Origin of the sequence: Paenirhizobium selenitireducens ATCC BAA-1503, from assembly GCF_900492185.1 — a bacterium.
GTDB lineage: Bacteria > Pseudomonadota > Alphaproteobacteria > Rhizobiales > Rhizobiaceae > Allorhizobium > Allorhizobium selenitireducens_A.
Map to the genome: position 1 here is coordinate 102134 of NZ_UEYP01000013.1, position 12599 is coordinate 114732.

Below are 12599 nucleotides of genomic sequence, written 5' to 3' on the forward strand. Positions count from 1 at the left end.
ATCACCCATGGCCGGACGCAATCCGTCAGATAACTCCCCTATCGCCAATCCCTATCTCGCTGCGCGCAACGAGTGGAACGAGCGCTATGGCTCGTATGTGAAGGCGGCTGCGGCCTGGCGCATCGTCGGCGTCACCGGCATGGTCATGGCGGTGATCGGCTTCGGCTACGCGCTTTATCAGAGCACGCAGGTCAAGCTCGTTCCCTATATCGTCGAGGTCGACAAGCTCGGCACGGCCTCCAATGCCGGTTTCCCGCAGCAGATCGAATATGCCGACCCGCGTGTGGTGCGCGCCACCCTCGGCAGCTTCGTCTCGAATTTCCGTAGCGTGACGCCGGATGCGGTGGTGCAAAAGCAATATATCGACCGAACCTACGGCCTGCTCAGGACCTCGGATCCTGCGACAGAGAAGGTCAATGCCTGGTTCCGCTCCAATTCCCCCTTCGAGAAGGCGAAGACTGCGACCATCGCGATCGAGGTCAACAATATCGTTGCACTGTCCAACCAGTCCTATCAGGTCGACTGGACCGAGTTCGAGCGAGACCGCCACGGCAAGGAGACGGCGGTGCGCCGTTTCCGCGGCATCGCCACCGTTACCCTCACGCCACCGCAGGACGAGGACGTCATCCGTCTCAACCCCATCGGTCTCTATCTCCGCGACTTCGACTGGACAGCGCAGCTTTGAAAGGCATGGCCCCGAACATGAATACCCGTCACATAAAACTACGGGCCACGTTGACCGCCGGCACCATCACTTCGGCGGTGCTGGCGTTCTCCGTCCTTGCACCTCTCGATGCCGTTGCGGCCGACGGCGTCACCGCCAACGAGGCGAAGGGCATGGGGATTTCCACCCAGTGGCGTGGATCGCGCGGGTTGGTGACCAAGGGAGCGGACGGGAAGGTGATCTTTCTCTATGGTGAGGTTCAGCCCTCGGTCGTCTGCTCACCACTGCAGGTCTGCGATATCGAGCTTCAGGGCGGCGAGGTCGTTCGCGACGTGTTGGTTGGCGACACTGTGCGGTGGAAGGTCGAACCGGCCACGTCAGGGGCGGCGGGCGGCCAGGCGATCCATCTGATCGTCAAGCCGTCGGAGCCAGGTCTCGTTACATCCATGGTGGTGACGACGTCGCGGCGGACCTATCATATCCAGCTCAAGTCGCATTCGAGCCAATATATGGCCCGTGTCGGTTTCGAGTATCCGGAGGATGTTGCGGCCAAGCTCGCCGATATCAACGCCCGTCTCGAGGCGAGCACGATCCCGGGTGCCGGCGTGCCGGCCGAGCAGTTGAACTTCTCCTATTCGGTCTCAGGCAGGGCCGGCTGGCGGCCGACACGGGTCTATTCCGATGGCCTGAAAACCTACATCCAGTTCCCGCGCTCGATCTCCGGCCAGGATGCACCGGTGCTCTTTGTCACGTCAGGCGGCCAGAACCGCATCGTCAACTACCGGATGAAGGGCGACATAATGGTGGTCGATTATCACATCGATCGCGCGGTCTTGGTCTCCGGCGTTGGCTGGAAACAGGAAAAGGTGACGATCAAAAGGGGAGGGCAGTGATGCGAACTTTTGCCCACTATCTCCTCTTGCGCCTCATCCGCGCCCTTGCCGCAGCCGGCACCTTCGCCATCCTCCTCTCCGGATGCCAGTCGATGGGGACCGATGGTCTCGTCGCCAGCAACGCGCCGCCGGAAATCTCCGGCCCGGCGGCGAGCGCCATCGCCGGCGATATGGTCAGCCGGCTTGCCGAGCAGATCGGACCGGGCAAGGCGACCGTTTCCCTCAAACCGGACGCCTCGCCCTTCGGACAGGCTCTGGAGGCGGCGTTGAAGGGTTGGGGTTATGCCGTGGTCACCGACCAGAAGACCGACAGCGAGACGAAGGTCATCCCGCTCGCCTATGTCGTCTTGCCATTCGATGGCCAGATTCTGGCGCGTCTTTCGACCGATCACGTCGAACTGGGTCGGGCTTATAACGTAACGGCGAGCGGTGCGACGCCGGCGAGCGCTCTGTCGCTGATGCGACGCGGCTGAGGGGAGGGCAACGATGGTACAATCCCTCAAGCTCGGTGGCGCTGCAAATGACGAAGCAGAATCCGGCATCAAGCGGATTAATCGCCTGCCGATTGTCGTGGTGATCGTGCTGGTCATCGCTTTCCTTGGCGTCATTTTCTATGGGCTCGCCTCCCGAGGTCTCTACTTTGGCAAGGACACCGGCCCGGAAACGAGCTCGGGCAATCCAGCATCGACCTTCGCCGACCAGATCAAGCGCGGTGTGACGGACGGCATCATCGGCGAGCCACAGCAGCAGACCACGTTCCAGCCGACACCTGTCGACACAAAACAGGCCGAGGAAAAGGCGAACAATCCCTTCACGCCGCAGCCCGGACAACGCGAGGTGCAGCAGCGTGGGCAGCAGCTGGAATCCGAAGAGGTCTGGCGCGCCCGCCTCGAGCGTGAGCAACGGGAGCAGTATCTGCGCGAGCGGCATCGACAGCGGATGGCGCGACTACAGGCGAATGACGCAGCCTATGACGCGCCGCTTGCCATCGACCGCAGCAAACTGGAGGCGAGAACAGACGAGACCACCTTGGCCAGAGAGACGACAAACACGGCGTCGTCAATGAGCCCCGGCGGCACCTCGGATCTCTATGCAGCCGCGTTGCGGGCGGGGCTTGGCGGGCAGAATGCCGATCCGAACGGACAGTCCTCCAAGGAGGATTTCTTCAACGCAGATCTCAAGGACCTCGGATATCTCCCAAATCGCGTGGTGCCGCAGCAATCGGCCTTTGAACTGAAGCGAGGTTCCGTCATCCCGGCGACCCTGATCACCGGCATCAACTCGGACCTTCCCGGTCGCATTACCGCCCAGGTCAGCCAGAACGTCTACGACAGCGCGACAGGGCATCGCCTGCTGATCCCGCAAGGAGCGAAGTTGTTCGGACGCTACGACAGCAAGGTGTCGTTCGGGCAGAGCCGCATGCTCGTCGTCTGGACCGACATCATCTTCCCGAACGGTTCAACGCTGCAGATTGGCGGGATGGCGGGAATGGACGCGCAAGGATATGGCGGTTTCCACGACAAGGTGAACAACCACTATTGGCGAACATTCGGCTCGGCGGCGCTGATCGCACTGATTGGAACCGGGATCGATGCGTCCATACCGGAGAGCTCCACACTTGCGACGCAGGACACGGCATCCGATGCGGCGCGGCGGAATTTCGCGGAGAGCTTCGGCCGGGTCGCCGAGCAGACGATCAGCCGCAATCTCAATGTCCAACCCACGCTCGAAATCCGACCGGGTTACAAGTTCAATGTCTTGGTTGATCAGGACATGGTGTTTCCGAAGGCCTTTGATAGTAACGCGCAGCCTCGTGAGACTTTGAGACATTTGGACCGAAGTCTGAGATTTTGATCACAAGGTGCATCAGCATCGACCAGCTTTCCTTGGCTTGCGAAAGCTGCTGCGCTTCGATAGCCTTAAGCTCGGCGTTGTGGTGCTGCGACTGAGGCTCTTGGGCGGTCTGTTCGCCTGGCTGCTGCGGTCGGGCATCTTGGACCTGTTCCGGCCGACCCAGCGTCCTGAAATCAGATCGGGCGGTGAACTTCACCTCCTCGTCGTCGGGAGGCATCTGCTCCGGAAGATCAGCGCGATCCACGGCTACAATCCCCGTATCGGTCACGAGGCTCGCCACGCGATTGTCATGACCGAGAACCTGTCCTTCGATCCCTTCGCCCGAGAGGGCCGTACGGATGTTGTGCTCGAACGGTTTCTCGCCAGCCTGCTCAAGATCCGACATGGCGCTGCGGATCGCCTCGCGGCGGTTAGGATCCATTGCATCCTGGATGAGATGCTTCATCGCCGGACTAGAAGGGTCGTTCGTGGTCTCGATAGATGCCTCGATCATGCGAGGCTTGGTGATCACGGTCAGATCGATGTGAACCGCCCCGGCTTTGCCGGAGACCCCAACTCGTGAGAAGTAGGGTCTATGACAAGCAAAACGACGAACAAATTCTCTCCTGAAGTTCGTGCCCGCGCCGTTCGGATGGTGACGGAGTATGAAGCCGAACATCCCTCCCGCTGGGCGGCGGTATCATCGATAGCGGCCAAGATCGGTTGCTCGGCGCATACGCTGCATGAATGGGTGAAGAAGGCCGAGGTCGACAGCGGCAAGCGTGCAGGTTTGCCGAGTGACGTGGCTGAGAAGATGAAGGCTTTGGAACGGGAGAACCGGGAGCTTCGCCAGGCGAATGAGATTTTACGCAAAGCCTCGGCGTATTTTGCCCAGGCGGAGCTCGACCGCCCACTGAAGCGATGATTTCCTTTATCGACGAACACCGCTCGGTGCTCGGGGTCGAGCCGATCTGCAGGCTGCTGCCGATTGCCCCGTCCACCTATTATGAGGTTATCGCCAAGCGCACGGACGTGGACCGCCTATCGGCCCGCGAACGGAATGATATTGCCATGAAAGTCGAGATACGCCGGGTGTTCAACGAGAACTTCCAGGTCTATGGCGTGCGGAAAGTGTGGCGACAGTTGCAGCGAGAAGGCTTCGACGTCGCACGCTGCACCGTCGCACGGCTTATGAGAAGATGGGGCTTCGAGGCGTCATTCGCGGCAAGCCAGTCAAAACCACCGTGTCGGACAAGTCCGCTCCATGCCCGCTCGACCGAGTGAACCGACAGTTCTTCGCTCCAGCGCCGAACATGCTGTGGTTATCCGATTTCACCTATGTCGCGATCTGGCAGGGCTTCGTTTACGTGGCCTTCGTCATTGATGCCTTCGCCCGTCGCATCGTGGGCTGGCGGGCGAGCAGGACCGCTCACGCAAGCTTTGTGCTCGATGCCCTCGACCAGGCGCTTCATGATCGGCGGCCTGTCAAACGCGGCGGGCTGGTTCATCATTCCGACCGCGGCTCGCAATACGTGTCCGTTCGCTATTCTGAGCGGCTGGCGGAGGCGGGCGATTCCTATGACAACGCTCTCGCCGAAACAATCAACGGTCTTTATAAGGCCGAGGTCATCCATCGGCGAGGACCATGGCGCAACTTCGAAGCCGTGGAGTTCGCCACGCTCGAATGGGTCGACTGGTTCAACAACCGTCGCCTTCTGGAACCCATCGGAAATGTACCGCCCGCCGAGGCAGAAGAACGATACTACGCTATGCTGGACGTGCCAGCCATGGCCGCATAACTTAAACTAAACGGTCTCCGGTAAAGCCGGGGCGGTTCATTTTCAGACATCGCCGCCGGCGCAAGAGAGCGCCAAGGTTCTGATAAATCTATATCAGAGTGGCATCCGAAGCAGGTTCCAGCTGGTGGCGATGCTGACGGGGCAGAGGTTTCCCTAAGAGAGGGTTTCACGCGCGCTTTAGCTATTACGCCTCGATTGATAGGACTAGAAATCCACACAATGTGGTTCAGCTATCGATGAATAAATTGTTTGTTATACCTACAAAATGAAAGTGCGCGACGATTGATATCCATCAAATTGCCGCGCACGACTTCGCCATTTACCGTTTCAGATCACTGAGACGTTTTCAGCCTTTGATTTGCCCGTCTTGCGGTCCTGGCCCACCTCGTAGCGAACCTTTTGGCCATCCTTCAAAGCCTCGCCGAAGCCGACCGCGGAGATGTGCACGAAGACGTCCTGACCGCCGTCATCTGGGGTGATGAAGCCGAAGCCCTTGTCTTGAGCAAAGAATTTCACTGTACCGGTCGCCATGTCTGCCTCGTTCGTAGTTGGAGGCTGACTCTAACCGCTCGGCGGTTGAGCGGCAACCGGCTTCCTGTCAGGTGACCAGAGATATGCTGTCGGATGCGATGTCTCAACGAGATGAGACTTTAGTTAAATGTCGTTGTTCATAAACGGCTGCTTTAGCTTTTTGCCAGATATTGAGGATGAACTGTGTTGACGGTTTGGGCTTGTCACCGCGTCCCTTGGGGCGTTCGAGAGCGCAGCGTCGTCTCTTCCGGTTGAGTGTTCGGGGCGTAGCGTGACGGTGATTGAGAATGGATGACGTCTGGAAAGTTCTTGCTGGCAATCTCGCCGCAGTCGCATTGATCGTCTCGATCTGGACACATCTCTCCTATCGCTTCTACCAGTTGCCGCCCAAGCTGCGCTGTGCCGGCCTCGGAGTCACTATGGGCCTGGCGGCGATCGCCTCAATGCTACTCTCGGTGCGCTTCGATGTGGGTGTCATCTTTGACCTCCGCCTTGCGATCATCGAGTCCGCCGCTGTATTTGGCGGGCCGGGGGCTGCTTTGATCACGGCCATCATGGCTGCGGGCTTCCGCTTCTACCTTGGTGGGGCAGGGGTGGCGCCTGGATTGACCGCTATCGCCATTGTTTTCGTTCTAGGAAGCTCGCTTTGGTTCTTCGCTGGCAAAAAGCCGATGAATAATGCGCCGTCGATCCTGAGCGCTGCGGTGCTTGCGGGCTGCCTTTCGATCGCGGTACTTGCGCTTCTTCCCCAGGCAGACTTCCAACGTGCTGTTGACCAGGTGGGATTGCCAATCGTCGTTCTGAACTTTGCAACGACAGCCGCTATTGGCTTTTTTCTGGCATATTTCCGCCGGTTCACGCTGGAACGTGATATTCTTCATGCTGCTCTCACACAGGCTCCCGACTACCACTATGTCAAGGATTTGGAACACCGGTTTGTCGTCGCGAACCTGAATGTTGCACGCCACAATGGGCGCGCTCGGTCGTCCGAGATGGTGGGGCTGACAGATTATGATCTCGCGCCGAGGGAGCGAGCCGAGCAGTTGATGGCAGCCGAGGCCGATGTCTTGCGAACCGGTCAGGCGCTCGACCACTTCGAGGAGTTCCTGATCGAAGACGGCAAACCGCCGCGCTGGTACTCGACTTCAAAAGTGCCCCTAAGAAACCGCCAAGGCGACATGGTCGGCCTGGCCGGTGTCACGGTCGACATTACCGAGAAGAAACTCCTCGAGCAGGAACTCCGTTCTAGCAGAAACATCATGGCGCAGGCGATGGCTGAAATGTCAGACGGGCTTGCGATGTTTGGGCCTGATGGAAAAATCGTATTCTGCAATGAACAGTATCGGGCGCTGTTTCCAAAATCTGCCTATGCCCGCAAGGATAGTGCGCACATAACCGACATTGTCAGGGCCACTGTGCGCAACGGCGAGCGTCAGAATCTGCCCATCGATCTAGACGAAGAAGACATTCAGGCCGCCGCCAAGACGCTCTTCGTCGACAAGGACGAAGTAATCCCGATGGCAGATGGTCGCTGGTTGGCTCTGAGGACCCGGGTGACCGAGGACCAACACGTTTTGGCGCTGGTATCCGACATCACAGCGATGAAGGAATCCGAACTCTCGCTCAAGAGTTTTGCAGAGCGGATGAAAGGTCTGGCTGAAACAGACGCACTAACCGGACTGGCCAATCGCCGGTCATTCGATGAGAGGCTGCAGCGCGAATTTGAGGTAGCCAAGCAGACCGGTCGGCCTTTGTCTGTGCTTCTGATCGATGTCGACAGGTTCAAGGCGTACAACGACCGCTACGGACACCTCGCCGGTGACGGCTGCCTGAAGTCTGTTGCAGGCGCAATCGCCGCTGCAGCCCGTCGGTCAGGTGACATTACAGCGCGTTTCGGGGGTGAGGAGTTTGCGGTTCTCCTGCCCAATACGGACAGCGACACGGCGATCGCGATCGGTGATAAGATCAGAACGTCGATCAGGGAGCTCGGCATGCTGCATGAAGGCAGCGAGTATGGGCTGGTCACCGCCAGCCTGGGAGCCACCGTCTTCACCCGGGACTCAAGGTTAGCCAACCCAACCGAGCTCGTGGCACGGGCCGATCTGGCACTCTATCAGGCGAAGGATGCCGGGAGAGACCGCGTCGGGTTTCAGAGATTGGCTGACGAGCGCGTCAAGAAGCCGGCTTGACCGTCGGTGACAGGGAAGGACGGGACGACACGTCGCCACGTTCCACGGCAATTCTTCAAACCAGTGTTACGGTCGCCGAGAACCGCGTCCCACCTTGCGAATGGAACTCGTAGCTGCCATCCAATTGGCGCACCGATCCATCGACAAGGCGCGTACCAGTGCCAGGTGTCACCTCACCGACGTCGAAGCCTACACCCTCATCGCTGATGGTCAGGAGACTTTTTCCCAGCTCGTCTTGTGCCGTCAGAGCAACTGACAAGTTGTCCTCATTACCGTCAGGGTAAGCGTACTTGATGGCATTCGTCACAACTTCATTCACCAGCAAAGCAAGCGCTGTTGCCTTGTCAGCCGAGACCGGTTGAGATTGCAGATCGAATTCGACACGAAGCTTTGCATCATGGACCGACACTGCGCTGCAGACGACAGCGCGGATCAGTTCTGCCGCATCAATCTGCGCATATGCATCATGTTTATAGATCTGCTCGTGAACCGCGATCATCGATTTGATCCGGCTGTTGAGCGCTTCAAATCCGTCGGATCCTCGCATCTGGAGACGGACCAGTGACATCACGGATTGCAGGTTGTTTTTCACCCGGTGATGGATCTCTCGCAACAACATCTCGTTGGTTTCTAGCGCTTTGGCGAGTTGCGCCGATTGCTGTTCTTGAGCCCTCAGGAGGTGCAGGATCCACAAACCAGCAACAGCAGCACCGCCGATGATCATGATAGCGACTACACCCAACATCAGCAGCGTTTGCCTGAACGGTTGGATGAGGAAGTCGTAGTCTGCGGCGGCCACGGCTACGAAGGGTGTCCCTTCCACCCGCCGATAGGCGACCACGCGCCTCACTCCGTCCATTGGCGATGTCTCTGCACGATACGTCCCGGCCGGCGCTTCCTTCAGATACTTTGTGAAGAGGATGTAGCCGGACATGTCTAAAGTCGTCTCGGGCAACGGGTAGCGCGCGACCAGCATGCCGTCATCGCGAACAAAACTGATGGCATAATCGCCACCGAGATCCACCATTTCCCAGATTGGCCGCGTGATGTCTGCAGGAACCGACACCATTATGGCGCCCATGAACTTTCCGTCGCGAACGATGCGCCGACTGAATACAAAAATCTGGTCGCCGTTGAGACGGCTGATGAGGAGGGAGGAAGCATACTCTGTCTGTCCATCCCTGACGGCTGTGAAATAGTCGCGATCCGTGATGTCGACGGGCTTGATCTCAGGGTCGGTGGAGTAAAGGATTCGGCCTTCAGCATCGACAACATAGGCCTGAACGCCGGTTGGCAAGCCTTGGGTCGCCACGTCCATGTCACGGATGTTCCCGTCGAACCTCAGATCCGTGAGGCGAAGCGCATCATCGATCCGACGAACCGTCTGGGTTCCCATCTGATGGATCCAGGATACATGGCTTGCGACGATTTTTACAGAAGCTATGGCGCGCTCTTCAGCCCGACTGATCGTCGTAAAATAAGATTGTGTGGCCCAAGTACCGAGAATGGACAGCAGCGCGACAAGAGCCGCAGCAGTAGCAATCGCAGCGATCTTCGAAACTGACCGGGTTGAAGCGCTCGTTGTCACCCGCCCATCTCCCTCGCGATGATGTCCGGTCACTGAATTGTGATGATAGCTAAAGAGAGGAAACCAAAAGATCAACGGAAATCGAAACAGCTCAGTCGGAGAGCGAGACCGGCGTGTTGTCAATCCAGTTGTAGGCCGCCTGGACCAGATCGAGGTCGGATGCGTAACTGACCGCAGCAGTTGCGACGACCATTTGGGCAACGGCATCTGCCACGTCGCTGCGTTTGTGATCGTTCGCCTTGAGGACAATTTCCTTCAGTTCATCGGCCTCTCCGCCGGCAGCGTAGAAGAGGCCGATCGCTGCCGTCATAAGCTTCTCCCGCTTGTCCGGGGTGAGGTCCACCTGCCGCAAAAGGTCCAGCGCTGCCAATCGTTCTACGATGCGGTTTTGCAGTTCGCTCATCAAATGCTCCGTATTTTCGATAAGACTAATCTATAAGCCTGGCAGCACGGCCGCTGCGCCGCTGAGCGTTGTTGTAGTATTGGGACGCCTGTTGAACCGAACGATGTCGTGACTGCTCCATGGCTTCGGGGAGCGGGATGCCGCGATTGGCGGCTTCGGTCAGATAGCCGGAGCGCAGGCCGTGGGCCGAAAACTCCTGAGGCTCGAGGCCGGCCAGCTTTGCGCGCTGTTTGACGATGTCATTGATCGCCTTCGGGTCCAGACAACGACGCGAGACATTGCCCCACCGATCGATGGCGCGAAACACGCTGCCACTTTCAATCCTCGCGGCAGTCAGCCAGGCGTCCAGTGCCTCGACAGGCCGTCCGGTGATGTAGACGACCTCGTCGCTTTCGGCGCCGCTGGTCTTGGTGCGGCCGAGGTGAATGGACAGTGAGGGGAGGGGAGTTTCGCCGTCGACAGGGATCGGCTCCTCCTGCGTCAACTGCTCCTTTCTCAAGCCCGCGATCTCGCTGCGCCGGCGTCCGCCGGAGGCAAAGGCGACCATCAGGATCGCGCGGTCACGGTCGTCGCGCAGGCTGTCGCTATGGCAGGTGGCAAGAAGTCTGGAGAGGATATCGCCGGTGACGGCCTTCGCGCTCTTGCGCTTCCTCGGCCGGGGCGTGGCACGCACGGCCAGCCGGATTGCGGATTTCAGCGCAGGGGAGCCGAAAGGACCTTCAAATCCGCGCCATTTCGTCAGCGTCGACCAGGTGGCAAGCCGACGGCGCACGGTGTCGGGGGCATGCGGGCCGGATGATCGCAGGAACCCCTGTGAGCGGAGCTTGTCCTCGACCTTTGCGGGCATTCCATGAAGGGGATCGGTCAGCCGCTTCTCGACGTCCCAGAGGTGATGGGCGACGAATTTCAGCGCCAGGGCTTCGGGGGCCGGCCAGGGCAGGCTCATTCCCGTGGATGCCAGAGACCAGGCCTGCAGATAGGCGAGATCGGAGGTCAGCGCCCGCAGCGTGTTGGCGCCCATGCCTTCGTTGACCAGATGGCGGAGCGTTTCGATGTCCTGGTCGGTCAACAGTTCGGCCAGTTCGTCACGCCGATCCATGGGCAGGACCGATGCGATGGTGTCGAGTTCCGCAGCGCGCCGTTCGATCGAAGGTGGTGACGCACTGCTCATTTCGGCAGTCCGTTCTCGTCATAGAATTCATCGTGGTTCGACGTCTGGCCACTGTCCGCTGGACGGCCGTCCTCTGCCAATCTCATAAAGTCGGCCATCATATCTTGTCCCGGGGTCTGAGTAGCAGCGGAGCAGAAAACCTACATAAGGTTTTGCGCGGGCCCAGCGACCGGCCCCACGGATGACAGCTTCGTCCTCAAGACCGATGCGCTGATGTGTGCGAGGTTGGCTCCCCTGAAGAAAGGATCGGCGGTAACCTCTTGTCCCAGCCAGCTTGGTGTTGGGATCGATTGAAGGTCTTCGGCCGATGCAGCTTCGACTTCGCACAATATCAGGCCGGCAAGCTGATCCTCAAAAACATCGACAGCAAATGCTGCCGCTGCAAATTCCAGGCGATGTCGTCGCTTGCGAATTCGTTTGCCTGGCAGTTGCGCAAGAACTGCGTACTCAGCCTCGGTCAGATAGACGTTCACGATCGCGCCGGAGAACAAGTTTTCCATGGGGTATTTTTTGCAGAGCTTGAACTCAACCTGCTGCCCGCAGCTGTGAATAATGGCGCGCAGACGCATTCGGGTTGCGGAGATATAAAGATCTTCGATCAACCGGAACGGCAAATCTGACAAATCAGGAGATACCGCAATCAGAAAGCGGCGTTCGTGCTCGAGCTGAGCGTACTTCGGAACTTGCACCATCGGTGTCGGCCTTCGATCTCAGGGTGTGTCTCCGCGGCTAAGCCTTTTGCGCGGATCGTTCCAACAAACCCCGGTTTGATGTGACGCCGCGAAGCAGATCGCAACAATTCCGCAGAAGCGGTCAAATTCTACAAATACTCGTGCAGAAACCTATAGCCGATAAACTCCGTGCCGTCTAAGTTAATGTGAAACGGGGAGCGCCGATGCTGATTGGTTATATGCGGGTTTCGACCAGCGAGCAGAATCTCGATCTCCAACGCGACGGTCTTGAACGCGCAGGATGTGAGAAGATTTTCGACGACGTATGCTCGGGCCGTGCAACAGAACGGCCTGGTTTGGATAAAGCGCTTGAGATTGCGCGGGCTGGTGACGCTCTGGTGGTGTGGAAGCTCGATCGCATCGGCCGCTCGCTCGCCCATGTGGTCGGCTTGGTCAGCGACCTTCAGAAGCAAGGGATCGGCCTGAAGGTCCTGACCGGCGACGTGGACACCACGACGACAACCGGCCGCCTCGTCTTCGGCATCTTTGCCACCCTGGCGGAGTTCGAGCGCGATCTCATCCACGAACGCACCATGGCGGGGCTGGCAGCGGCGCGTGCCCGAGGCCGGGCTGGCGGGCGACCGCGCGTCATGACACTGAAGAAGCTAAAGGCGGCCATGGCTATGATGGCAGATCGCGACAACGCTGCGCGTGATGTCGCGGCTGAACTCGGCGTGTCGTTGTCGACGCTCTATGCCTACGTCGATGCCAAGGGAAAGCCCCGCGAGCGGGCAAGCGATCTGCTGGCAAGCAAGCGTCGAGCGAAGCGCGACAACAGCATACAGGCGTAAAAGACC

General features: G+C 59.0%; 11 protein-coding genes, 2 pseudogenes and 1 other annotated feature. Of the genes and pseudogenes, 7 read left to right on the forward strand and 6 right to left on the reverse strand.

Annotated features, from left to right (window positions below):
• Window positions 1-7 precede the first annotated feature (7 nt).
• From RHIZ70P_RS18310 to trbI, 4 genes are read left to right on the forward strand one after another with little or no spacing between them, the layout of a single operon-like run.
• Window positions 8-685 (forward strand): conjugal transfer protein TrbF, encoded by a 678-nt coding sequence (locus tag RHIZ70P_RS18310; RefSeq protein WP_115671923.1) that lies wholly within the window; start codon window positions 8-10, stop codon window positions 683-685.
• 17 nt (window positions 686-702) lie between these two features.
• Window positions 703-1557 (forward strand): P-type conjugative transfer protein TrbG, encoded by an 855-nt coding sequence (trbG, locus tag RHIZ70P_RS18315; RefSeq protein WP_115671924.1) that lies wholly within the window; start codon window positions 703-705, stop codon window positions 1555-1557.
• On the forward strand, window positions 1557-2030 hold the full coding sequence (gene trbH, locus RHIZ70P_RS18320) for a conjugal transfer protein TrbH (protein ID WP_115671925.1): 474 nt from the start codon (window positions 1557-1559) through the stop codon (window positions 2028-2030). The genes trbG and trbH overlap by 1 nt, the downstream gene beginning before the upstream one ends.
• Before the next feature lie 13 nt (window positions 2031-2043).
• A complete protein-coding gene (trbI, locus tag RHIZ70P_RS18325; RefSeq protein ID WP_115671926.1) occupies window positions 2044-3411 on the forward strand; it encodes an IncP-type conjugal transfer protein TrbI in 1368 nt (455 codons plus the stop codon).
• A 169-nt stretch (window positions 3412-3580) separates the two neighbouring features.
• Here the strand turns inward: trbI and RHIZ70P_RS23300 are convergent.
• Window positions 3581-3934 (reverse strand): annotated as a pseudogene (locus tag RHIZ70P_RS23300) (cell filamentation protein Fic); the annotation flags it as partial.
• Between the two features lie 51 nt (window positions 3935-3985).
• On the opposite strand from RHIZ70P_RS23300, the pseudogene RHIZ70P_RS18335 reads away from it, so the two are divergent.
• A pseudogene (locus tag RHIZ70P_RS18335) lies at window positions 3986-5189 on the forward strand (IS3 family transposase).
• Window positions 4270-4386: a sequence feature (AL1L pseudoknot), on the forward strand. Its footprint overlaps the pseudogene before it by 117 nt.
• Before the next feature lie 327 nt (window positions 5190-5516).
• On the opposite strand, the gene RHIZ70P_RS18340 reads toward RHIZ70P_RS18335, so the two are convergent.
• Window positions 5517-5720 carry a cold-shock protein gene (locus RHIZ70P_RS18340; RefSeq protein WP_035227053.1) on the reverse strand — a complete coding sequence of 68 codons (204 nt, stop codon included), beginning with the start codon at window positions 5718-5720 and terminating at the stop codon, window positions 5517-5519.
• Window positions 5721-6007: 287 nt separating this feature from the next.
• On the opposite strand from RHIZ70P_RS18340, the gene RHIZ70P_RS18345 reads away from it, so the two are divergent.
• Window positions 6008-7909, forward strand: a complete 1902-nt coding sequence (locus RHIZ70P_RS18345; protein ID WP_115671927.1) for a diguanylate cyclase — start codon at window positions 6008-6010, stop codon at window positions 7907-7909.
• Window positions 7910-7964: 55 nt separating this feature from the next.
• On the opposite strand, the gene RHIZ70P_RS18350 is transcribed toward RHIZ70P_RS18345, so the two are convergent.
• The 4 genes from RHIZ70P_RS18350 to RHIZ70P_RS18370 form a co-directional block, all read right to left on the reverse strand.
• Window positions 7965-9497: a sensor histidine kinase gene (locus RHIZ70P_RS18350; protein WP_181904067.1), complete on the reverse strand. Its 1533-nt coding sequence runs from the start codon at window positions 9495-9497 to the stop codon at window positions 7965-7967.
• Between the two features lie 91 nt (window positions 9498-9588).
• Entirely contained in the window at window positions 9589-9900 is a 312-nt protein-coding gene (locus RHIZ70P_RS22815; protein ID WP_147294021.1) for a hypothetical protein, read from the reverse strand.
• Between the two features lie 25 nt (window positions 9901-9925).
• The gene (locus tag RHIZ70P_RS18360) at window positions 9926-11071 is read right to left on the reverse strand and encodes a site-specific integrase (RefSeq protein WP_115671930.1); all 1146 of its coding nucleotides are present in this window, start codon (window positions 11069-11071) and stop codon (window positions 9926-9928) included.
• A 140-nt stretch (window positions 11072-11211) separates the two neighbouring features.
• Window positions 11212-11763: a hypothetical protein gene (locus RHIZ70P_RS18370; RefSeq protein ID WP_115671931.1), complete on the reverse strand. Its 552-nt coding sequence runs from the start codon at window positions 11761-11763 to the stop codon at window positions 11212-11214.
• A 203-nt stretch (window positions 11764-11966) separates the two neighbouring features.
• Between RHIZ70P_RS18370 and RHIZ70P_RS18375 the strand changes: the two genes are divergently transcribed.
• Complete coding sequence (locus RHIZ70P_RS18375) at window positions 11967-12593, forward strand: recombinase family protein (RefSeq protein ID WP_115671932.1); 627 nt, start codon at window positions 11967-11969, stop codon at window positions 12591-12593.
• Window positions 12594-12599: the final 6 nt, after the last annotated feature.